The 23,807-nt window shown below is 44.1% G+C and carries 20 protein-coding genes; 15 read left to right on the top strand and 5 right to left on the bottom strand.

From position 1 onward, the window contains the following. Positions 1-110 precede the first annotated feature (110 nt). Positions 111-1,187 (bottom strand): tRNA preQ1(34) S-adenosylmethionine ribosyltransferase-isomerase QueA, encoded by a 1,077-nt coding sequence (queA, locus tag ACYX4N_RS07870; protein WP_476056183.1) that lies wholly within the window; start codon positions 1,185-1,187, stop codon positions 111-113. Positions 1,188-1,509: 322 nt separating this feature from the next. After that, positions 1,510-1,794: a DUF6471 domain-containing protein gene (locus tag ACYX4N_RS07865; protein WP_474805674.1), complete on the bottom strand. Its 285-nt coding sequence runs from the start codon at positions 1,792-1,794 to the stop codon at positions 1,510-1,512. Positions 1,795-2,086: 292 nt separating this feature from the next. Between ACYX4N_RS07865 and ACYX4N_RS07860 the strand changes: the two genes are divergently transcribed. The 12 genes from ACYX4N_RS07860 (at position 2,087) to ACYX4N_RS07805 (ending at position 14,209) form a co-directional block, all read left to right on the top strand. After that, positions 2,087-2,476 (top strand): DUF2170 family protein, encoded by a 390-nt coding sequence (locus ACYX4N_RS07860; protein ID WP_118493217.1) that lies wholly within the window; start codon positions 2,087-2,089, stop codon positions 2,474-2,476. Between the two features lie 24 nt (positions 2,477-2,500). Then, positions 2,501-3,181, top strand: coding sequence for a PspA/IM30 family protein (locus ACYX4N_RS07855; protein WP_476056182.1), 681 nt, complete (start codon positions 2,501-2,503; stop codon positions 3,179-3,181). A gap of 147 nt (positions 3,182-3,328) precedes the next feature. Continuing rightward, positions 3,329-4,384: a potassium channel family protein gene (locus ACYX4N_RS07850; RefSeq protein WP_474805672.1), complete on the top strand. Its 1,056-nt coding sequence runs from the start codon at positions 3,329-3,331 to the stop codon at positions 4,382-4,384. 11 nt (positions 4,385-4,395) lie between these two features. Next, a complete protein-coding gene (locus tag ACYX4N_RS07845) occupies positions 4,396-5,040 on the top strand; it encodes a YjfK family protein (protein ID WP_476056181.1) in 645 nt (214 codons plus the stop codon). A 16-nt stretch (positions 5,041-5,056) separates the two neighbouring features. Further along, entirely contained in the window at positions 5,057-5,473 is a 417-nt protein-coding gene (locus tag ACYX4N_RS07840) for a DUF350 domain-containing protein (RefSeq protein ID WP_474805668.1), read from the top strand. 73 nt (positions 5,474-5,546) lie between these two features. Beyond that, a complete protein-coding gene (locus ACYX4N_RS07835) occupies positions 5,547-6,152 on the top strand; it encodes a DUF1190 family protein (RefSeq protein ID WP_476056427.1) in 606 nt (201 codons plus the stop codon). Positions 6,153-6,154: 2 nt separating this feature from the next. Continuing rightward, entirely contained in the window at positions 6,155-7,321 is a 1,167-nt protein-coding gene (locus ACYX4N_RS07830; RefSeq protein ID WP_476056180.1) for a glutathionylspermidine synthase family protein, read from the top strand. A gap of 20 nt (positions 7,322-7,341) precedes the next feature. Beyond that, positions 7,342-7,881: a rhomboid family intramembrane serine protease gene (locus tag ACYX4N_RS07825; protein WP_269917431.1), complete on the top strand. Its 540-nt coding sequence runs from the start codon at positions 7,342-7,344 to the stop codon at positions 7,879-7,881. 46 nt (positions 7,882-7,927) lie between these two features. Next, the gene (locus ACYX4N_RS07820) at positions 7,928-8,629 is read left to right on the top strand and encodes a VC0807 family protein (RefSeq protein WP_025255943.1); all 702 of its coding nucleotides are present in this window, start codon (positions 7,928-7,930) and stop codon (positions 8,627-8,629) included. Between the two features lie 337 nt (positions 8,630-8,966). Then, complete coding sequence (locus ACYX4N_RS07815) at positions 8,967-9,728, top strand: ABC transporter ATP-binding protein (RefSeq protein ID WP_476056179.1); 762 nt, start codon at positions 8,967-8,969, stop codon at positions 9,726-9,728. A 48-nt stretch (positions 9,729-9,776) separates the two neighbouring features. Then, the gene (locus ACYX4N_RS07810) at positions 9,777-12,776 is read left to right on the top strand and encodes an ABC transporter permease (protein WP_476056178.1); all 3,000 of its coding nucleotides are present in this window, start codon (positions 9,777-9,779) and stop codon (positions 12,774-12,776) included. Beyond that, positions 12,773-14,209: a lipocalin-like domain-containing protein gene (locus ACYX4N_RS07805; RefSeq protein WP_476056177.1), complete on the top strand. Its 1,437-nt coding sequence runs from the start codon at positions 12,773-12,775 to the stop codon at positions 14,207-14,209. The genes ACYX4N_RS07810 and ACYX4N_RS07805 overlap by 4 nt, the downstream gene beginning before the upstream one ends. On the opposite strand, the gene glsB is transcribed toward ACYX4N_RS07805, so the two are convergent. The 3 genes from glsB to ACYX4N_RS07790 form a co-directional block, all read right to left on the bottom strand. After that, entirely contained in the window at positions 14,206-15,114 is a 909-nt protein-coding gene (gene glsB, locus ACYX4N_RS07800) for a glutaminase B (RefSeq protein ID WP_025255947.1), read from the bottom strand. The genes ACYX4N_RS07805 and glsB overlap by 4 nt on opposite strands. A 174-nt stretch (positions 15,115-15,288) precedes the next feature. Then, positions 15,289-16,767, bottom strand: coding sequence for an alkaline phosphatase (locus ACYX4N_RS07795; RefSeq protein WP_476056176.1), 1,479 nt, complete (start codon positions 16,765-16,767; stop codon positions 15,289-15,291). 236 nt (positions 16,768-17,003) lie between these two features. Beyond that, positions 17,004-17,963 carry a chemotaxis protein CheV gene (locus ACYX4N_RS07790; protein ID WP_474855375.1) on the bottom strand — a complete coding sequence of 320 codons (960 nt, stop codon included), beginning with the start codon at positions 17,961-17,963 and terminating at the stop codon, positions 17,004-17,006. 651 nt (positions 17,964-18,614) lie between these two features. On the opposite strand from ACYX4N_RS07790, the gene ACYX4N_RS07785 reads away from it, so the two are divergent. The 3 genes from ACYX4N_RS07785 (at position 18,615) to ACYX4N_RS07775 (ending at position 23,731) form a co-directional block, all read left to right on the top strand. Then, positions 18,615-20,210 carry an isocitrate lyase gene (locus ACYX4N_RS07785; protein WP_476056175.1) on the top strand — a complete coding sequence of 532 codons (1,596 nt, stop codon included), beginning with the start codon at positions 18,615-18,617 and terminating at the stop codon, positions 20,208-20,210. A 282-nt stretch (positions 20,211-20,492) separates the two neighbouring features. Next, positions 20,493-21,437: a LysR family transcriptional regulator gene (locus tag ACYX4N_RS07780; RefSeq protein WP_071959609.1), complete on the top strand. Its 945-nt coding sequence runs from the start codon at positions 20,493-20,495 to the stop codon at positions 21,435-21,437. A gap of 98 nt (positions 21,438-21,535) precedes the next feature. Further along, entirely contained in the window at positions 21,536-23,731 is a 2,196-nt protein-coding gene (locus tag ACYX4N_RS07775) for a malate synthase G (protein WP_476056174.1), read from the top strand. Positions 23,732-23,807: the final 76 nt, after the last annotated feature.

The following is a 23,807-nucleotide window of genomic DNA, read 5'->3' as shown; positions in this document are numbered from 1 at the left end:
GCTGGGTATAAAAATAAATTGGCGGCGATTATACCAGTAATTTGGCTGAGATCATGCCCCGTATCTATGTTTATCTGTAACTAAGCTGGAAAGGCCTGCAAAACACCGATTTACACGCCTTCTATCGTAGCCGAATGTGCTGAGGCACGCTCAATAAACATAGAGTCACCATAGCTAAAGAATCGATATTCTTTTTCTATCGCTTCTTGGTAGGCATTCATCACGTTGTCTTTACCGGCAAATGCACTAATTAGCATCATTAGCGTAGACTCTGGAAGGTGAAAGTTAGTGAACATGGCGTCTACTACTTTGAATTCGAAGCCCGGGTAGATAAAGATTTCTGTGTCTTCGTTAAATGGCGCAATAACCTCTTGGTCACCGCGTTCTGCACTTGCTTTTGCCGCTGACTCCAAAGAGCGTACAGAGGTTGTTCCCACTGCGATAACACGCTTTCCATTAGCTTTTGTAGCTAACACAGCATCGACGACTTCTTGGGGGACTTCTGCAAACTCCGCGTGCATTTTGTGCTCAAGAATATTGTCAACGCGCACGGGTTGAAAGGTACCCGCACCCACGTGCAAGGTTACAAAAGCCAAATTCACGCCCTTCTCTTTAAGCGCTTCTAAGATAGCGTCGTCAAAGTGAAGCCCTGCAGTAGGTGCTGCAACAGCGCCTGGCTTTTGATTGTAAACGGTTTGATAGCGCTCTTTGTCTGAGTTTTCGTCTGGGCGGTCAATATAGGGAGGAAGCGGCATGTGGCCATGCGCTTCCAATAGCGTCAATACGGTTTCGTCATGGTCAAACTGTAAAACAAATAGCGCATCGTCTCGCCCTGTCACCGTCACATTCACTTTCTCTTCAAGAATAAGCTTAGTTCCTGGCTTAGGTGCCTTGCTCGCGCGAACATGCGCCAAGGCAGTATTGTCTGAGGTAATGCGTTCAATCAGCACTTCAACTTGACCGCCCGTTTCTTTTTTACCTAAAAGTCGTGCGGGAATAACTCGGGTATTATTAAAAACCAGCAAGTCGCCTTCATCTAAAAGCTCGACCATATCAGCAAACATACTGTGGCGAACGTCACCCGATTTGCCGTCCAGCTGCAATAGGCGACTGGCTGAACGATTTTCGGTGGGATATTTTGCAATTAGGCTTTCCGGAAGGGTAAAGCTGAATTCAGATAGTTTCATAAATAATAGATTCTTAATTTATACGCAATTTATGTTGTTTTCTTTATGGTTTAACACAATTTCAAGAGGAGGTAATTATACTAAAGTTGCGAAATTTCACAGAAATCAATGTCGACCAAAGTCTTAGAAATCCTACCTCTCAGCCTACATGTATAGATATTAATACCTACTTATCGCACAAAATACGCACTAGCTGAATTTTGTACTAGCGAGCAAATACTTAAACGATTAATATCTGCTCCAGATAGTGATGATGTTCTCCCATAACATTCCTTATCGTTCGTACCCGGCATGTGCCGGGTACTTTTTTATCTGCCCTATTCTACTCTTTCGAAACACTAAGATCAGTTAAGATTTCTTCTAAAAGCGCAGCATCTAAAGGTCGAGCTTTAAGCACGTATAAAATCTGAAGCAATAAATCGGCCCCCATAATACCTTTATTCACTTTATTCCTCAGGTTGTCAGCGCTTTGATCCACACCTATTTCTTCAAGTCTTTGGCTTAGCGCTTGATATTTTACGCCGCGCACAGACATTTCAGATTTCACGACTCTTGCAACCGTTTGTCGCCATGCACTCTTTGCACTCTGCGTATTTCCTGTGTTCACACAGCCTCCAAAAACCATACAAATGTGATATATAATTTACAAAAACACACTTTTTTACACTTATAGCATGTATTTAATGTTGACGATTATGGCACAACAGGTCTACACTGCAAGTCAAGATATTGGCGAAGACGAAAATAGTCGTTACAGTAACCGCGGTTGTTCTTTTAGTAATGCTAGGTTTTAAGTTTTGTGTTTCAACACAGTTTTAAGCAAAGCAATGCGTTGTAAGGCACCACATATACGACATTCGTTTTCAACATTATCGCTTTAATAACTAAAGGAGAAAGGTATGAGCTGGGAACTGGAAAGCATCGAAGCCTTATTTAAAGAGCACGATGACTTTGTGGTAACACATGAGGAAAACTGCTTACTTATTGCTAATCAAGACGGCATTGATGCATGGCTTGCAATTAGCGGTGAGCAAATTTTGGTAGAAAGTCTCTTGTTCGCCGCGTCGGAAGTAAAAGATAAGCCTGCGCTTGACCATGAAATACTGTCTACTCACATGGTGTTTCCTCTTACCACCGTAGGTATTTCAAATATTGGTGGCGAAGAATATTACACCGCCTTTGGTGCACTAAGTGCCCAGTCGAAAGCCGAAAGTATTGTTATTGAAGTGGAAACCTTGTTTCAAAATGTTGCATCTTTCTTAGATGCCTACGAAACACACCTTAACTAAAATTTACTTCTTAAGGAGAAGCGAATGTCAGTGTGGAAAAAACTAATTACTGCAGTAAAAGGTGGTGCTACCGAAGCTGCGCAGTCTGTTGCAGACAGTCAGGCGATTCGAATTTTGGAACAAGAAATCAGAGAAGCCAAAGAAGAACTACGTAAGTCTGATCATGCGCGCACGCAGATTTTGGCGAAATGTAAACTTTCTCAACAAAAAGTCGATAGCTTCAACTCGTCAATAGCCGAGTACGAAGAGCATGCGCGTAAAGCGATAGATAATGATCGTCAGCTTGCTCTTGACTGTGCCCAGAAAGTGTCAGAGTTGAAAGAAGAACGTGAGCAAGAACAAACCTACCTTGATCAGTTCAAACAGTCTGAAAAGCAGTTGGCTAATAATATTCAGCAAGCTAAAGCGAATTTGCGTCGCTTAGAGCAGCAAGTGGACATGGTCAAAGCTACTGAAAGTGTTCAAAAAGCGCAGGTTGCAGTATCTTCACGCCACATGGGCGCGAATAGCAAAATGAAGACAGCGACTGAGTCTTTGTCTCGCATTCAGGATAAGCAAAAGATGCGCAGTGCGGAACTTCAAGCAGCCGAGGAACTGGCTAGCGAGGAGTCGAGCAGCGACCTAGAAAAACGCCTAGCAGAAGCGGGCATCAAAGGGGGTAAAACCTCAGCCGATGACGAGCTAGCTCGAATTCTAGGCAAGTAAGTTAAAGGATGGGAGCTAAAGGCTCCCATTTTTAATTCTTGTTACAATAATTCCTTGCATAAATCGCCAGATAACAACGACCTAATCTAGACAAATCAAGTACTTCAAGGCAGAGTAAGGACACGCATAACAAGGGCTGTTTGTTTTATGTCTCCATGGATTAAACTGCGAAAAATCATGCTGCAATACTTTGCAGAGTCTCGCTGGTACACCATTGTCGGTGCGACCGCGTTTTACGCAGTAACAAGCTATTGGCTTCTTTTCGCTGCAGGCGAACACGACCTAATTGCTAAAACCGACTTTGTCTACTGGTTAGCGGTCACTGCTTCAACGGTAGGTTATGGCGATTTGTCTCCCGTCACACCAGCGGGCAAATTAGTTGTTGCGCTTTATGTCATACCGCTTGGTTTGAGTATTTTCGCCATGGTGATTGGGCGAATTGCAGCTTGGGTTTCTTTAACGTGGAAGAAAGGATTGTTGGGTATGAATAGCTTGATGCTTAATGAACATATCTTGGTGATTGGGTGGAATGAGCAGCGCACCATGATGCTGCTTGACTTGATTCTTCAAGAACGAGACGCAATGTCTGAACGTCCTGACATTGTACTTTGCGTAAAAGCTGATATTACTAACCCCATGCCTGGCGTCATTGAATTTGTAAAAGTCGATTCGTTCAACAAAGACGAAGACATGGACCGCGCCTGCGTATCTACTGCGAAAACCATTCTTATTGATAACCCGCAAGATGATGTCACCATGACTACTGCGCTTTATTGTACCAAGCGCAACCCCGATGCACATCAGGTGGCCTATTTCGACGATGACAGCTTAGTTAATTTGCTTCAGGACCACTGCCCTAAAGTGGAATGCACACCCAGTGTTGCAATAGAAATGCTGGTTAAAGCTGCATTCGATCCTGGTTCAAGTATGCTTCATCACGATTTGCTAAGTATTGATGAAGGGCAAGCCCAATTTTCAGTAAAAATACCGCAAAGTTGCCAAGCGATTTCCGTTGCCAAGTTATTTATCAATTTAAAGCGTAAACACGACGCTATCTTTATTGGTTATGCACCCAATGGCCTTGTGAAAGAAATGGTGGTAAACCCGCCGTTAGACGCTACGTTAAACCCAGGTGACACCTTGTTTTACATCGCTGAGCGACGCATTAATGCAATAAACTGGTCGTCACTGGACGCTGATTAAGAGGCGTAAACATGTTTAGTAAACTATTTAAAAAATCAGAGCCTAAAAAACCTAAGTCGCCAGAAATAATGGGGCTTTATTTAGGTGGTTCTTTCGAATTAGATAACTTAAAACTTTCGCTATTAGAACCGGAGCTCACTATTGAAGGTGCAGCCCGTTCTCAATTAATTCAAGCGGTAGGTGAAGCCCCTTTGGATACTGGCGGCACCCTGCTTCGTTTTTACACCGACGATGATGGCTTTTTACAGGTGGTGACCGACGGTGGTCTATCAGAGAACCACATTACTGACGTGAAACTTTGGCACTTTTATGAGACAAAAACCATTGGCAACACTGCTCAGTGGAATGAATGTTTAAAGAGCGTAATCAGTCAGCCTACCTACGAGCTTGAGGGCAATGTATATACCCGTGTATGGGGTGCGGTGGGCGACGAATCACCGCCAGTTGCCGTAACCGAAACAACCTACGAAGAAGACGGTGATGTCAGTAAAACAGATCAGTTTATGATGTTATACGAACGACCTATCAGTAACGATAGAGTTGAGACCTTGCTTGTTGTTGGTGAGGAAAAACAAGTGGGTAATAATTTAGATAGATGCTTAGTGATTTCTACAGGCTTCGATGTTGAGCCTGCAGACATCACAATAAACGGTTAATAAAAAAGGAATAATTATGGATACCATTATGCACTCTTTGGCCGGCCTGGATAACTTTGCGCTGTACTTCGGCCTATCGATTGTTTTCTTGTTTATCTTCAAATTGGTGTACGCCTTGGTTACACCTCACGATGAATGGAAGCTGGTAAAAGAAGAAAAGAATGTAGCAGCAGCCATCGGCTTTGGTGGCGCTATAATCGGTTTTGCTATCGCCCTGGGTAGCGCAGCTTCAAACTCTGTTGCTGTGGTGGATTTTGCTATATGGGCACTTGTTGCTGTGATTGCCCAATCCCTAGCGTTTGCCATTTTGCGCTTCAGCTTTATGCCCAAAATCGCCGAGCGCATAAATAATAATGAAGTCTCTGCAGGTGTAATGCTTGCCAGTATGTCCATTGCCGTAGGCTTACTAAACGCCGCTTGCATGACCTATTAAGGGGGCAGCAATGACTGATAAAAGTAACCTAGAACGTCAAATTGTTGATAACCAGCAAAGTGAGCGGCCTGTTATGAAGCGCACTAAGCACATTAACCTTAATAGTATGCGTAAAGGTTTTAACGTTAAGCCTTTAGCGTTAGGCGTGGCTAGCGTCATCCTTAGTGGTTGTGGCGGTGAAAAAGAAGACGCCACCATTTATACCTCGCTAGAAGACTGTAAACAGGATTTTCCTGATGCAGTAGAGCGTTGTGAAGCTGCCTACCAGACAGCGGTCGAAGAGGCTATGCGCACCAGTCCGCGCTTTAGTTCTGAGTACGACTGCGAACATGAATTTGGCCCTAACCAGTGCCAATATGTGAACAATAGTAGCGGCAGCTTTTTTATGCCATTCATGGCAGGCTACATGGTGAGCTCTCTGCTATCGCCAAATCGCTACTACTCACAACCCTTGTACACATCCTATTCATACAATTCACCGTTCCGTTCACGCTGGATAACGGCAGACGGCTATGTGTTCGACGGCGATATTCGTAAAAGAAATTACCGCGTAAATAAAAGCGTTTACAAACCAAAGCCCACGGTGAACCGCACCATGAAACGGGGCGGGTTTGGCAGCAGTGTTCGAGCAAAATCGTCTTGGGGTAGCAGCAGCCGTAAAGGCGGCTGGGGCGGATAACTATGTTTAGAATGCCTTGCCAGCCTCGCAAGGGCTGGCAGCAGTTGGCTAACGAGTTTGGCTTTCACTTCCACACCATGTATGGCGAGCCGTACTGGGATGAAAGTGCCTACTACCAATTCACACTCGCGCAAATTGAAAACGACATTGAAGACCCCACTGCCGAGTTACATCAAATGTGTTTGGCGGTTACCGAAGATGTGGTTAATAGTGAGGAATTACTTACTCGCTTTTGCATCCCCGAGCAGCATTGGGATTTAGTTCGTAATAGCTGGAACGAAAGAGACCCAAGTTTATATTCTCGCCTTGACCTTGTTTACAGCGGTAAAGGGCCGGCAAAACTTCTTGAGAATAATGCAGATACGCCCACCAGCCTGTATGAATCCGGTTTTTGGCAATGGCTGTGGCTTTCACAAAATGTGGATGCCGGCAAACTTGCTCTGCATGCCGATCAGTTTAACAGCTTGCAAGAAAAGTTAGTCCATCGCTTTCGTGAAATTGCGCTGCACTACAATATAAATCAACTGCATATGGCGTGCTGTAAAGATACCGTTGAAGACCGCGGTACCGTGCAATACCTTCAAGACTGCGCTAAAGAAGCAGGACTTATAGCTGACTTTGTGTTTATCGAAGATATTGGATTAGCAGACACAGGCGTTTTTACTGACCTTCAAGATGCCCCTATAACTGATTGTTTTAAGCTTTACCCTTGGGAATTTATGCTGCGCGAGGAGTTTGGCGACGTGTTAGAAGAAGCCCAAGTAAATTGGTTGGAGCCTGCGTGGAAATCAATTATTTCAAATAAAGCGCTGCTTCCTCAGCTATGGAAGAAATTTGAAGGCCATCCTAACCTGCTTCCCGCTTATTTTTCAGACGAAATAAATACAAAGAGTCTGTCCGGAAAGTGGATTAAAAAGCCCCTATTTTCTAGAGAGGGCGCCAACGTATCAATTATCGAAAGTGGTGTTGAGAGCGTTTTGAGTGACGGCCCTTATGGCGAAGAAGGTTTTATTGTTCAAGCTTTTGAACCATTGCCCGTTTTTGAAGGTAATCATACGCTTATAGGTAGCTGGTTAGTGGATGACATGCCGGCGGGCATTTCGGTAAGAGAAGATACCTCAGCGATCACCCAAGACCTTTCTCGCTACCTTCCCCATATTATTTTGTAATCTATTTGAGGGGCCTTTACATGAAGCCGCTTTCATTTCAAATTCGCGTTCTGCTGACGTTAGGTGCACTATTAATCGTAATAGAAGTAGCTAACTTACTCACTGGTAATGCACTTAATCAGTTTGGTGTGGTGCCCCGCACGCTATCAAGTTTGCCTTATATTTTTACTGCACCTTTTCTTCACGGAACGCCGACGCACTTAATGGCAAACCTCGTCCCTCTTTTGCTATTTATGTGGCTTACTATGCAATGGGGAAAACGCACATTTCTCATTGCTACTTTAAGCGCATTGCTGATAGGTGGCTTAGGTGTATGGCTGTTCGGCAGAACCGCTACGCATATTGGCGCAAGCGGCATGGTATATGGTTATTTCGGTTTCCTCGTGCTGGCAGGTTTTAGAAGTAACAAAGTGCGGTATTTGCTTATTTCACTGGTAGTTGCAGCGCTATACGGAGGGATGCTGGTTGGTGTGCTTCCCACATCAAAATTTATTTCCTTTGAATATCATCTGTTTGGCTTTATTGGCGGCTTATTTGCTGCATGGCACTGGGCACGCTAATTACTTTCCGTATAATTGACTTTAAGATAAGACGTTATTAAAAGATATGTCAGCAGTACAAGAACCTACTCAAAAGAATCAAGGCTTTTTCGGCAACCTCGCGTTTAACATTGTTATTCCTGTGGTATTGATGAGCTATGCAAGTTCAGAAGATTACCTAGGGCCAGCATGGAGTATTGTAGCCGCACTTAGCTTCCCTATTGGTTACGGTCTATGGGACCTAAAAGAATCAGGAAAGGTAAATGGCTTTTCTATTCTTGGGATTATCAGCGTGTTACTTACTGGCGGGTTTAGCTTACTTAAACTGCCAGCAGAGTACATTGCAATTAAAGAAGCGGCCATTCCGGGCATTATCGGTATAGCGGTGTTGGTAACCCAGTACACGAACAAACCCCTGGTCAAAATGCTTATTCTTAACGACCAGATCATAAACTGGCCTCATCTCAATCAGGTATTAGATGCCAAGGGAAAGCAGCCAGAGTTTAAGAAGAAAGTCGCGGTTAGTTCTTACATCGTAGCGAGTTCGTTTTTTCTCTCTTCAGCGCTTAATTATATTTTGGCCAAGATGATATTGGTCAGTGAGCCGGGTACTACGGCATACACTGAAGAACTAGGTCGAATGACTGCGCTTAGCTACCCAGTCATTGTGATCCCAAGCATGATTTTACTTATTGCAGCGCTCTGGTATTTATTTGCTCAAATCAAGAAGATTACTGGCGAAGAGCTGGATAACTTTATTAACCAGTAAAAAACAATTGGAAAAGGGGCTAAACGCCCTTTTTTCAAATTTGAAGTCCCCTGCCCTACGACTAAATCTATTACATATCTAGTATTTTAAGCTACCGAAGCAATATCCTGAGCCGCCCAAGGGTATTAGCCATCAAATTCCCACACCGTTTTTAACCAAAAAGTGTGGGTATTACGTATACTCTAAAAAATAAAAAGAGCCAATTTCATCAAAACATGTTGGCACTAACGTAAAGCGCGCATAGCTCCTCTGCCAGTAAGCCATCAACACTGTGTATTGCGTGCATGCTCGCGCCCTCATATTCAGACCAAAACGGTTCAAGAAAAAACGGTCAACTATGCTGACAATTAAAGAGTTAAAAAAATCGTTTTCAAAGGCGGGAGCGCCGCTTATAAACAACCTTAATTTGTCCGTACACTCGGGCGAATCGGTGAGCATACAGGGTGCCTCTGGGTGTGGTAAGTCTACTTTGCTATCGCTCATTGCTGGGTTTGAAAGCCCTGATAGCGGCGATATTGCGGTAAATGGGTTAGCAATTGCTAGTGCTGGCAACCAAGGCAATAACACTCAGACTAGAGACATTGATAATTTCCGTAAACAGCATTTAGGCATCGTATTTCAAAGCTTTAACCTGTTTGACTGCTTTAATATATGGGATAACATCGCGTTTACCGCAAGGCTAAAAGGTAATTTTGATAAAGACTATCAGTTAGCATTAATGGAGCAGCTTGGAATATTATCTTTAGCGCAAAAGCCGCTAAGCCAATTATCAGGAGGCGAACAGCAGCGCTGTACCATAGCCCGCGCATTAGTGCATCGGCCCTCACTTATTTTAGCTGACGAACCCACCGGCAACTTAGATGAGGAGACTAGCGAAACCGTATCTGACTTACTCTTTGAAACTTGCAAACAAGCCAATACCTCTCTTGTTGTAGTTACCCACAGTCAAGACGTAGCGATAAAAGCGGATTCTGTTTTGCGACTGCATAAAGGTGTATTAGAAGATGCCAGGCTTGGAAGCATAGAGCCTGTAAATGTAATAAATGGCACAGTTTCACCACCAATTTACGCAAAGGACCGTAATGGTGAAGATATTTAGCGATATGAACCTTGTTACAAATACGCCATTAAAGAGTGAGAAGCTGCTTTGCTGCGCACATTAGTTCTGAGTATCTCTAGTCTTCTTGCTATGGCAAGGCATAGACCGTGGGAACCCTTGCTCATAATGGTTGCAATAGTTTTGGCCAATGCCGGTCTGGTTACCGTTTTACTGATAAACGAGGGCGCAACACAGGGTGAACTATTGCAGTCAAAGCGAGGCCTTTTTACCGGCAGTATCATTACTCCTGTAGGCAGCAGAGCACAGCTTGAACAAGGTCAACACTCGCAAGGCAGCGTTACACAAGAGTACTCTTCACATGAGCGTTCTTTACATGAGCGCTCTGTACAAGAGCAGGGCGCGCATCAGCGCTATACACATGAAGGCTTTACGAAGGAAGATTATGCCACCCTTCGCAGGCATGGCTTTACTCAGCTTATAGCTATATCTGAACGCAGCATTACCCTTTCATGTAGTGATAAGGAAGCAACACCAATTACTCTCACGTTGCTTGGCGTTGATACCCAGCCTCTTCTAGGAAGTACCTTTCGAGCTACTGACAAAAACACTTCGCTATCGTCTCTTTCTTTGAGAGCTGGAGAAAGTAAGCAAGCTTCTGCTGCTCGAATATTACGAGCTAATTCTACGGACACCTTTTTCGTAATCGGGCTGCTTCACCCTGTTACAAATGCCAAATTAAGCTGTCACGATACGCTAAAAAAGAACCATAAAGCGTCGACGCATCCCCCGCAATGGCCTGCCACCGTCAATGCTTATGTAAGCAATCTGGTGCCGCAAGATACGATTTTGGTCTCTATTGATGACTTTTATAAGGGAGGGATAAGCCCTTCTTACATCAAAGATAGTAAAGACAATACCCTCAGCAAAGATAATACCCAGCCCGGCGCTAACAATACTTCAAAGCAACAAAAAAGTTTTGTACCGCTTACTGGCCTAGCAGCTCTCTCGCCGCTTTCAGAACAAGACCTTGAGACAATAGAAGCATTACTTGGGTTAGCGGTTAAACAAACAAGCAGCGGCGATGACAATGATACCGGCTCGTTACCGGATAGCTTTAGATTAAACCTGTGGGCAATGAGCGCGCTTATGGGCGTGGTTTCACTTTTTATAGTGCTGAACGCGCTAAATTTGATGTACCGTACACGGCTACCCAACGTGATACGGCTTCGCCAACTTGGCATATCTAAGCGTGTATTAAGTGGCGCGCTGTTTATTGAACTGCTGTTTTACTGCCTAATAAGTATACCAGTTGGCATGTTCATAGGTTTTCAAGCCGCATCTTGGCTATCACCGGTAATAAGCGGTACCTTTACATCTTTGTTTAACGCCGTATTTATTACCCCTGACGTCAACCTGCTTTTTATTTTCGGATTCACGTTAATAACGACTTTTACGTCGTTAGTCGCATTCTCTTTAGCTTCTATCGTTAAGCTTTCAAGTGCGTTAACTGTGCGCCCTGCTAAAAAGACAATGATGCGGCAATGGGCTGTAGGACTTGTATCATCAGCTGCCTTGGTTTTGCTGTTTGTTGCTGAAGCCTTTATTACCTCTACGGCATCTGCACTATTCTTTGTCGCATCATTACTACTCACAAGCTGTGGACTCGTGCTTCTTTGGCTACCTATCTTAGCTAAGCTACTCGCTTTGTTTGTGCCAAGACAATGGCCAGTATTTCATTACGTGATTGCTAATATGCATTTACTGTCGAGTAAAACACGCCTTGCTGTTTGCGCATTTTTTATCGCGTTAACAGCAAATATCGGCATGAATACCATGACCGACAGCTTTAGGAGCGCGACTGAACAATGGTTAGAACAAAGACTTTACGCGCCTTTCTACCTATACACAGACGCACCACTCAGTAATGTAGAATCACTATCAGCCAATTCACTATCATCGCTGGCCGCGACGCCTTTGCTAAAAGCTGACGGTGACGTATTAAGTTCAAATGGCGCAAAGAAAATAAGTGAAGTAATAGCCCCCACTCCAACTTACGTTTCTATTAGTAGTTACCCTGTTCATAAAAATGGTAAAGAGGGTCTGGTCCTCGATAGCGTAATAAATAACGACCTCAGTGCAGCTTGGCGTGCGTTCAAAGAAGGGAAAGGAGTATTTATTAACCAGCAATTAGCCTTCACGCTTAATGCTGAATTAGGCGAGACGTTAAGTGTAGCTAATATTAGGTTTCGAAAAGGAATAAATAGAAGTAGTTCGAACGTTACCCAATCCAGAAACCCAGCAACCGATCAATCTAAGGGAGCGAGAACCAGTTCTGCCTACGACACGGCTGCCGAGCCTTCAAGTACAAGTATTTTTTCAACACAACCTGAATGGAAAGTGCTTGGTATATATCCTGATTATGGCAACCTTAATGGGCAGATATTAGCGCCCCTCCCTCTGTTCAACCAAAACAACTATACAGTGAGAAACAACTTATTTTCCGGCGTACTGGCAATATACCCCAACCCAAACGACAGCCAGGTTACAACAGCGGGTCGCGATGTTACCTTCACAAAAGATCGACTTGAGCAACAGCTAAAAGCTCGCCTTGGAGATGAAGCCGATATAACCCTGTATAGCAGGCAGGAGCTTCTGAATATCTCCATGGATACGTTTGACCGCACCTTTGTGTTGACCGATGGCCTGAATATTACGACCTTGCTTGTGGCAGGCATTGCCTTCGCGGTGTCTCTTACCGTTTTGACAATAGGCAGTTCACCACAACTGTCTGTGCTAAGGGCACTTGGGGTTAGCCAGCTTAAAGTTAAAGCATCGTTATTTATGCAATACCTACTGCTCTGCTTTGTTTCAGCATTGCTCGCCATTCCCTTTGGCATTTACTTAGCCTACGTCTTTATAAATTTAGTCAACCGATACGCCTTTAACTGGGTTTACCCTCTTTCAATTGAAGTAAACGTCATTCTTTCTAGTGTGGGCCTTTCTCTGCTTATCGTTTCACTGGTGCTTTTACTGCCTTTAGGAAAACTCAAACCCAAAATTGATTTAAGACAGGAAGTGCAGTTATGACGTATAAATTAAATCGCAATAGCTGCTATAACCCTTGGCCTTTAAGCAAAATAAGCTGTTTACTGCTTATATTCATTTGCACATTATTGTCTGCTTGTAATCACAGTTCGAATACAGATGAGCAAAATGAAAGCAGCGCGTCGACAAGAGCCTCGACACCTCGTGGTTTCTTTGGCGAGATGCAATCGAGCGACGCCTTTACTTCAGTAGAACGAAACACGTATGTTGAGCTTCCTGAAGATCATAAAAGCCATCCCGACTTCCAATTAGAATGGTGGTACTTAACCTTCGTATTAAGTGGCGAGAACGGTCAGGAATTCGGCTTGCAATATACGCTTTTTCGATTCAATACCGATACGGCCGCCAATATGAGTACTGATAAAACAGCCACGCAAAATTGGGCTAACGGACAGCAATGGATGGGGCACGCCTCACTGCACACCCTAGATCATCATTATTTTGAAGAGCGATTTGCGAGCGGTGGCGTAGGTAACGCATACGTAAAACCAAACCCCTTCACTACGGTCATAGATGATTGGGTTTGGAAGGCTGCACAACCAATGTCGGAAGCCGCAGTCAAAGTAGAAAGCAAAGCTATGTTTCCCTCCACGTTAACCTTTGTTTTTGGTAAACACCATACGCGCGATACAAATCAGCCGTCTAATGCAACCTCCAAACCTCCTGAAAGTGCGCTACCTAGAAACGATGAAGCTCAAAATGGTGCTGTAAATAGAGCTTCACCTGCAGATACACAGTTAAATAATGACGTAGTTCTAATGAATAAAGCCATTAAGGTCGCACTTAATCTAAACTCTTCGGGCCCTTTTATAAAACAGGGCGATAATGGCTATAGCAAAAAGACACAAGACGAACGGCTTCGCTCTTACTATTACAGCCAGCCATTTATTGATGCAAAGGGCACTATAAACATAGAGGGCAATAATATAAAAGTTGAAGGTAAAGGTTGGTTTGATCACGAATGGACGAGCCACTTGGCCAACAGCGAGGCGTTGGGGTGGGATTGGTTCTCGCTGCATTTAAACGACGGAAGCAAACTCATGGCGTTTCGAATGCATGCGAATACTGAGAGCGAAGAAAAAAGTAAAACTCAAAACGCTGAAGTGTTCACAACGGCCAGCTTCATAAGTAAAGATGGAATGAAAGAGACCATCAAGCAAGACAGCCTATCTATTACGCCAACGGGCTATGAGCCAATTCAAGTAGAAAGCGCAGTAGAAGGTGAACAAGGCAGCTCAGTCCGTTCCGTTCCCACAGCGTGGCGCATACAGTTACCGACAAAAAACATCGATGTCTCCGTTAGCGCGTTTAAAGAAAAACAGTGGAATAACAGTTTATTTCCCTACTATGAGGGACGAGTTGACGTAGAAGGCTCCCACTCAGGGAGCGGCTTCATGGAATTGACGGGATATTAATAAATAGACCAGTTTATCCGTTCACTTAGCGAAGTTAGCGCCGCCACGCCTAGCTGAGAGTTCCCCACACTGTTAAGTGCTGGCGAAAATACGCAAATAGTGAATCGACCAGGTACCACAGCAACAATACCGCCGCCTACCCCACTTTTACCCGGCAATCCGACTTTGAAAGCAAAGCTGCCCGCTTCGTCATACATACCGCTGGTTGCAAGCAATGCGTTCACTTGCTTTGTTTGGTAAGGCGTTAATACCTGCTCATTTGCGCAAGTTGAGAAGCCCGCGTTAGCAAGAAAGCTTGTCGAACGCGCTAAATCTTCACAGCTCATTTCTAATGCGCAGTTATGAAAGTAATTGCGAAGCACATCTTCCACGTCGTTTTCAAAATTGCCATAGGCTTTCATCAAATACGCCATTGCTGCGTTACGAGAACGGTGTTCAAATTCCGAATCGGCAACTTCTTTATTAACGACGATCTCCCCATTGCAGCTTAAGCGTCTTACAAAATCTCTCATGGCAATAAAAGGTGATGCAAATCGCGATTGCACCATGTCACTTACCACCAGTGCACCGGCATTAATAAAAGGGTTGCGCGGAATACCATGTTCGTATTCTAACTGCACCAAAGAGTTGAACGGCAGCCCAGATGGCTCACACCCCACCCGCTCCCACATGGTTTCACCGTAGTGATTGATGGACAAAACCAGGTTGAAAACTTTTGAGATGCTTTGTATTGAAAAGGGCACGCTAGCGTCACCAATAGACGTAATGTGCCCATTGATATCACAAATAGAAATACCAAACTGACGAGGATTAACAGTGGCTAACGCCGGGATATAATCCGCAACTTTACCCATGCCAAGCATAGGCTCGACTTCGTCATAAATATCCTGCAGTAACGATAGCATTTCGCTTTCCATTCTCTCGTTTGACCTCTGTTTTGCAAATATCTTTTTTCATTAATAAAAGAAAAGCGCCTGTTAGAAAACGTCGGCGCTTTTATTTTAAGCTCTATTGTCTATGTGTTGCCCTAATAAAAGGCTTTGATAGAAAAGCCTTATTACGTCCACCTATCCCGACGTTTAGTTACAGCGCCAGTCTTCTTTAAAGTCGCATAAACCGTCATCATCTTCGTCTGACGTAAGCTCAATATTGGTGGTCACCTTTCTTGATACTTCATTTGCGTCATTATCGATTTTCATAGGTAGTTTTTTATCAATAAAACTGAAAATGGTTTTAGCAATATCGGTATTGTCAATCTGCCCCATGAACGACTGATAGCCAGCTCCAAAAGCAAACACTTCAACATCTACACCAGTATGGCCGCCTGTAGTCCACCCTGTATTTGTTTTTGAATCTAGAAAGGTTTTCACCGCCATAAAGCGCGTTTTATCATCTTGATTCGATACACTATTTAACGTGGCTAACTCTTCTTCGCTTAGCGAAAGCCCAAGCTTCTGCGCCACATACTCGCCAGGATTTTCTTCATTAGCCATATTAAGCGCTATCGTCATTACCGAGGCTGACATTGATTTTAAATGTTCAGGACTCCAGCGGTAGTCGCCATTTGCGCCAATTGTTAAACCGCCGGTACTATGGTCAGCAGTTAGTACAACCAGTGTGTCCGGGTTAGCTTTAACATAATCGCGCAGATATTCCATGGTTAGCGCCAAGTCATGCATTTCAGCCATAGCAGAAGCGATATCATTTGCGTGCCCTGCCCAATCTACCTGGCTCGCTTCAACTAAAAGGAAAAAGCCGTTGTCGTTTTCTAAGTGTTTGATCGCATGTTGAGTTAAGTACTCAAGACGGTTTTTACGCTTATCATCCAGCACTGCAGGCAGCGCTACAGGAGCAAACAGACCAAGTACATTACTTCCTGCTGGTACTGACGCCAAGCGGTTATATGAATCAGCATATTCGTAGCCCGCATCAATAAACTGCGCCAGAATATCTCTGTCCCCTCTTTCAAAATAGGAAGTACCACCACCTAACATTACGTCTGCCACAAACTCGCCGTTTGCGCGCACATCAAAGAAATCTTCAGCAATTTCGTTGTAGTTCTTGCGGCTTTCGTTGTGCGCAATGTATGACGCTGGTGTTGCGTGAACAATTTGCGAGGTTACGGCTAAACCCGTGCGCATACCTTTACTTTTGGCATAGTACATAACCGAGTTTACTGGCTGTTTATCAACATCTACGCCTATTGCACCATTATATGATTTAACACCTGTGGCAAGCGCTGTTGCAGCAGCGGCTGAATCGGTAACATAACCCGATACACGAGCTGGGTAAGTTGACGCGTTGCCTACTAAAATGTCGTCAAACACAACCGTCTCTACTTCCAGTGTTGACGGATCATCTACATAATTGCGATAAGCGGTAGTGTAGGCAGGCCCCATACCGTCGGCAACAACCATAATGATATTTTTCGGCACACCTTTAATTTGGCTACTGTTTACGTTTGCTGACTCTGTCTTTGATTCAGTGATACCACAGCTCGCAAGAACAGCAATAGACGCACAACTTAGCAATGATGTGCGAACAAATTGTTTAATCATTTAAACTTCCCTGAGTAAGTAAAGATACCTGCTGACGTTATTAGCCGCAGTTACTGCACAATCGATATTATCGCGAATGATTCTTTGGTGATCATAAAGGTATTAGCAAAGCGATAAGAGGTAATAGTGTAAATCAGGCAGGCAATATGCTCAAAGCTTTTGGATAAAATAAGCTTATGATGAGATGACCGTTTTAGCCACCTCGTCGGATTGAAGAATATTTAAGAAAGGAAAGACTATTTGCTTTGTGCAGCAAGGTATTCACGCATGCGCTGCTGTGCTACGTCGACAAGCATATCAGGCTGGAATTTCGAAATAAATCGATTACACCCCACTTTTTCTACCATGGCATCGTTAAAGCTTCCACTTAATGAGGTGTTAAGGGCTATGAACAGATCACTCATACGTGGGTCGTTACGCACCTCTGAGGTAAGCCTATAACCGTCCATCTCTGGCATTTCTGCATCAGTGAACATAAGCAAGATTTCATCGGTAGGGTTCTTACCTTCATCAGCCCACTGTTTTAGTAGCGCCAACGCCTCTGCGCCGTTCTTTCGTTCAATAATGCTGATGCCTAGCTGTTCTAAGGTATCTTTTATTTGTTTTCTTGCCGTGCTGGAATCATCAACTATCAACACTTTCTTACCTAGAAAGTGATTGACGATATCTTGATCTAACACTTCTTCAGAAATTGACGTATCGTAATCGATGATTTCCGCGAGTACTTTTTCAACATCTATTATCTCAACCAGCTCTTGTTTACCCTCAACATTCACCTGAGTTATGGCGGTCAAATAGTTAGATTTACCAATACCACTTGGCGGCGGTTGTATCGTCCCCCAAGAGGTATTCACAATATTTTTAACTTCGCCAATAATAAAGCCCTGCACGCTTCTATTGTATTCGGTGATAATAACGTTTTTCGCTGTGGCTTCTGTGGCTGCTCCGCGCATTTTTATCGCCTGACGTAAGTCTATAATTGGAATAGAGCTACCGCGGTAATTCATTACGCCTTTTAGATTATTATGGGAACCAGGCATAACGTTAAGCTTGGGTACATTGATAACTTCTTTGATTTTAAAGACATTCATGGCAAAAATGTGACGAGTTCCAAGCTGAAACATCAAAAGCTCGAGCCTGTTTTCCCCTACAAGCTTGGTTCTCTGATCAACCGACGACAATACACTGTTACTCATAACGCCCACTTATTCATTTTACAATCAAAGACCTATAGCTAACTTAATACCGTCAGATGAATTTAGCGTAGCTACAATACCTTACCGCTAAAGTTACCCCGACCATCATTACAAAGCTATTCCCCTTTTAGCTAATAGACAGCTGAAAAAAACCGCATAATTAATGCCTTACAGGTAAGGCACTCTTTTCAGCGACCACACCTCTAGTGAGCTTTTATTTACATGCATTAGCGTCTTCTCCTGGCTACTTTATCCAATACATTAAAGCGCGATGGGCGTCCAGGAATACGATAGCGAGGTATCGCTATTAACAATAAGGTAGCTTAAATATAGGCCAACAACTTCAAATATGCCTCTTCTAATTACTTTCGCGCACGGTTTTTGTAAGGCACTTCTATGCCTTTTTAGCGATGAACGACTAAGTTCGCTGTCCCCATATTATCTAAGTGCTAAATAAGCGTTTTCTGACCTAGTTGAAAATTTACGGTACAACGCACCAGATCACATTCACAAAATTAATGACCGCAATGCAAAATATATATTTCTATTATTCTAATTCCGGCACTAGGATGAAATGGAATCAACGGGAACGCCCTACAGCGTGAACACAAACAACGTTAAGAATTTTAATTACAGTCGGGAGAGACGCTCATGTCGCAATATCAACAAGACATTGATAACTTCGCCACATTAAAGGCAGCACAAAAAGGAACTTGGGAAGGTATCAACCCAGAATTCGCTGCACGCATGAAGGTTCAAAACCGTTTTAAAACAGGTTTAGATATTGCTCGCTATACTGCAAGCATCATGCGCAAAGACATGGCTGAATACGACGCAGATTCGTCTCAGTACACACAGTCACTAGGCTGCTGGCACGGTTTTGTCGGCCAACAGAAAATGCTTTCAGTTAAAAAGCATCAAGGCACAACTAATAAAAGTTACCTGTACCTTTCAGGTTGGATGGTAGCAGCACTTCGCTCTGAGTTTGGTCCTCTACCTGACCAGTCTATGCACGAGAAAACGTCAGTGTCTGCACTTATCGAAGAGCTATACACTTTCCTTCGTCAAGCTGACGCACGTGAACTGGGTGACCTTTTCCATAAACTAGACGACGCAAAGAAAAACGGTGGCGATGTTGCTGCAATTCAAGCTGAAATCGATAACTACGAAACTCATGTAGTTCCAATTATCGCGGATATCGACGCGGGCTTCGGTAACGAAGAAGCAACGTACCTACTTGCAAAGCAAATGATTGAAGCGGGTGCATGCTGTATCCAAATCGAAAACCAAGTATCAGACGCAAAGCAATGTGGTCACCAAGACGGTAAAGTAACCGTGCCACACGAAGACTTCCTAGCGAAAATCAACGCGGTACGCTATGCATTCCTTGAGCTCGGTGTTGATGAAGGTGTTATCGTTGCGCGTACTGACTCACTAGGTGCTGGCCTTACTCAAAAGATTCCTGTATCTACATCAGAAGGCGACTTGGCTGCACAGTACAATGCATTCCTTAAAACTACTGAAGTTGCAGGCGCAGACGACCTAACTGAAGGTGACCTAGTTCTTAAACAAGGTGGCAAACTTGTTAAGCCTGAGCGCTTACCAAACGGCTTGTTCCGCTTTAAAGACAACACTGGTTTTGACCGTGTAGTACTTGACTGTGTAACGTCACTTAAACACGGCGCTGATCTACTTTGGATTGAGACTGAAAAGCCGCACGTTGGTCAAATTGCTGAAATGGTTAACGCTATTCGCGAGCAAGTTCCAAACGCAAAGCTAGTTTACAACAACTCTCCATCATTCAACTGGACGCTTAACTTCCGTCAGCAAGTATTCGATGCTTGGACAGAAGAAGGTAAAGACGTTTCTGGTTATGACCGCGCGAAACTTATGTCTGCTGACTATGACGACAGCGAACTTGCAGCAGCGGCGGACGAGAAGATCAAGAGCTTCCAAGCTGATGCATCACGAGAAGCGGGTATCTTCCACCACCTTATCACGCTACCGACTTACCACACTGCGGCACTGTCTACAGACAACCTTGCAAAAGGCTACTTCGGTGAAGAAGGTATGCTTGCTTATGTACGCGGTGTTCAGCGTCAAGAAATTCGCCAAGGCCTGGCTTGCGTTAAGCACCAAGCAATGGCTGGTTCTGACCTAGGTGATACGCACAAAGAGTACTTCTCAGGTGAAGGTGCACTTAAAGCGTCTGGTGAAGATAACACCATGAATCAGTTCGACGTATAACGCGAACAGGCAATAAGTTAAACGGAAAGCATCCCAACCTTTCCTACAGGGCACCTTCGGGTGCCCTTTTTTGTGCACCCCATTCATTTAATTTATACTTTCTAGAAAAAATAAAAGAAGCCATATTTCTCCCTCACCCATAACCAATCCATATACACACTTACTTTCAATAGCTTACAAATAATTTTGTGAAGGCTTTAAGACCAAACGCTTATCTGACAATCGAATAAAAAAGCTTTATAATAGGTGTGTTTAATTAGGTTTAATAAGAGCATTAGAATAATGAATATAGCGAAGGTCGACCTGAATTTATTGGTTTATTTAGATGTGCTGTTGCGCGAAGGCAGTGTTACAAAAGCTGCAAACCAGCTAAGTATTACTCAGCCAGCAATGAGTAACGGCTTGAAACGCCTTCGCGATCTATTTAAAGATCCGCTTTTAGTGCGTACTAGTGATGGAATGACGCCTACGAAGCGCGCCCTTGAGTTGCAACCCATTATTCGCGATGTACTTAGCCGATTAGAAAGCTCTATTCAGCCCGAAACTGACTTCGACCCTTTAACCAGCGACAGAACCTTCCGCATCATGACCAGTGACTATGCAGAAAGTACTTTGTTACTTGAGTTAGTTGGAAGACTGGCCGATTTAGCGCCCAATATTACCCTTGACCTTATTACGCCTAGTGACGTGACGTTTCACGATGTCGAGCAAGGTAAAGTGGATATGGCGATCAACCGTTTCGATGAACTACCCTTGTCGTTTCACCAAAAAGTTATTTGGTATGACACCTTTAGCTGCGTAATGAGTGCGGACCACCCGCTAGTAGAAAAATGCAATCTAGAAGGCTACTTGAGCGCTCAGCATATCTGGGTGAGTAAAACGGGTTTTGGTGTGGGCGTAGGTATTGACCCGAATGAAGTTCAAAAGTTGGGATGGGTAGACGCTGAACTAACAAAAATTGGCAAACAGCGGGCTATTCGTGTGTTTACGCGTCATTACCACGCAGCGCTTCAAATTGCCAAAAAGCAAAAGCTTATTGCTACCTTGCCAAGTAAAGCAGCGCGTTTGTTTAAACACGATCCAGATGTAGTGATTAAAGAACCGCCTTTTGACATACCACCTATTGCGCTAAAAATGGCGTGGAGTGCTCTACTTCACCACGACGCTGGCCACATTTGGTTGCGTCGATTAATCAGCGACGTTGCCAGCGAAATGAACGCGGGCTAAACATTCACAAAATATATGGCAAAAATACAAACCATAAATTAAAAAACTATCTCTATACACACTACACTGGGTTAACAGACAAATGTATAGAGGTAGTTATGCAAGGATATATCACCAGAGGCCGACTACAGGTTGCCGAACAGCTAGATAATTTTATAAATGAACAGGCACTTCCTGGTACAGGCGTAGATAAAGACACCTTTTGGCAAGGTGCAGAAACCCTCTTCGAAAAATTCATTCCTCAAAATCGCGCACTATTGGAAAAGCGAGAACAGCTTCAGCGTGCTATCGACGATTATCATAAAGCCGGCAACCCGGTAAACGGAAACGAATATACCGACTTCCTAAAAAGCATTGGGTACCTTGTTGAACAACCATCACAAGTAAGCGCACAAACACAAAATGTAGATGCTGAAATAGCGACAATGGCAGGCCCGCAGTTAGTAGTACCAATCAATAATGCGCGCTACGCACTTAATGCGGTAAACGCACGTTGGGGAAGCCTGTACGACGCACTTTACGGCACTGACGTTATAAGCAATGACGGTGGCGCCGAGCCTGGCAAGAGCTACAACCCTGTACGCGGTGCCAAAGTTGTCGCTAAAGCGAAAGACTACCTAGATAGCATGATACCGCTAGCAAAAGGCAGCCACGCTGACGTTACTAAATACAAAATCGAATCAGGCAAGCTGGCTATTACCCTTGCCGACGGCGACGAGACAACCCTAGCGAATACCGAACAGTGGCAGGGTTACCAGGGTGACATTAACGCACCTTCAAGCTTGCTTTTTGCCCACAATGGTCTGCATTTTGAAATTCAACTAGACCCTACTCACCCTATTGGTGAGAGCGATGCTGCGAACGTAAAAGACGTGCTGGTTGAAGCCGCACTAACTACCATTATGGATTGCGAAGATTCCGTTGCCGCGGTAGATGCCGAAGACAAAACTTTGGTGTACAGCAACTGGTTAGGCCTTATGAAAGGCTCGCTAAGCATTGAAATGACAAAGGGCGGTAAACAGCTTGTTCGCGCTATGCATGATGATAGAAGCTATCAGCCGTCTAAACACGCTTCACAAGACAAGCTAAAAGACGGCGAGCTAGTGCTTTCTGGTCGAAGCCTGATGTTTGTTAGAAACGTAGGCCATCTTATGACTAACAATGCCATGCTCTTTGACGGAGAAGAAGTACCAGAAGGGATCATGGACGGTTTAGTGACGTCTCTTATTGCTAAGCATGATCTTTTAAGAAACAGCAAATTTAAAAACAGCCGCGAAGGCAGTATTTATATTGTTAAACCTAAAATGCATGGACCTGAAGAAGTGGCATTCTCTAACGCATTGTTTGGTGCTATTGAAGCAATTATCGATGTTCCAGCCAACACCCTTAAGATGGGTATAATGGATGAAGAACGCCGCACAAGTATCAACCTTCAGGCTTGTATTGCTGAGGCCACCTCACGCGTTGTGTTTATCAACACGGGTTTCTTAGACAGAACCGGTGATGAAATTCATACCTCAATGCTTGCAGGTCCTTTCGCAGAAAAAGCCGCGCTTAAGTCGATGGCCTGGATTAAGGCTTATGAAACCGCAAATGTGGCTGTAGGCCTTCGCTGCGGCCTTTCTGGCAAAGCGCAAATTGGTAAAGGCATGTGGCCGATACCTGATGAAATGCAAAATATGATGACCGCTAAAATTGGCCATCCTAAAGCTGGTGCTAATACCGCTTGGGTACCCTCACCCACTGCAGCAACACTGCACGCACTTCATTATCATGATGTGAATGTGTTTGACGTTCAGAAGTCATTAGATGAAGATTTTGATGGCCTTGCTGACATACTTACCATTCCATTGTTAGAAGATGCATCTACACTTACGCGTGAAGGCATCAAGCGTGAAATAGACAATAACGTTCAGGGTATATTGGGCTACGTAGTGCGCTGGGTTCACCAAGGTGTAGGCTGCTCTAAAGTGCCAGACATCAACAATGTAGGCTTAATGGAAGACCGCGCAACCTTGCGTATTTCATCGCAGCATATCGCTAACTGGCTAGAGCACGGCATTGTAAGTGTAGATCAGGTAAAAGAGTCTTTGGCTCGTATGGCAGTGCTGGTAGATGAGCAAAACGCCGGCGACCCTGAGTACATTCCTATGGCGCCTGATTTAGACAGCTCAATCGGCTTCTTAGCTGCAAGTGACCTTATCTTCAAAGGGAAAGAGCAACCTAGCGGTTATACTGAACCTTTATTGCACGCTCGTCGACGGGAGATGAAAGCGAAGCTTGCTGCGAGTTAATTTCTTACGTGTATTTATAAGTTAGAATCTGAGGTTTATAACCTCGACCGTAAAGCACGTTAGAAACACAATCGCA

This window comes from Alteromonas sp. ABH4_452, from assembly GCF_056311825.1.
Note: the sequence above shows the minus strand (reverse complement) of the source record. Positions and strands in the feature narration are given on the sequence as shown.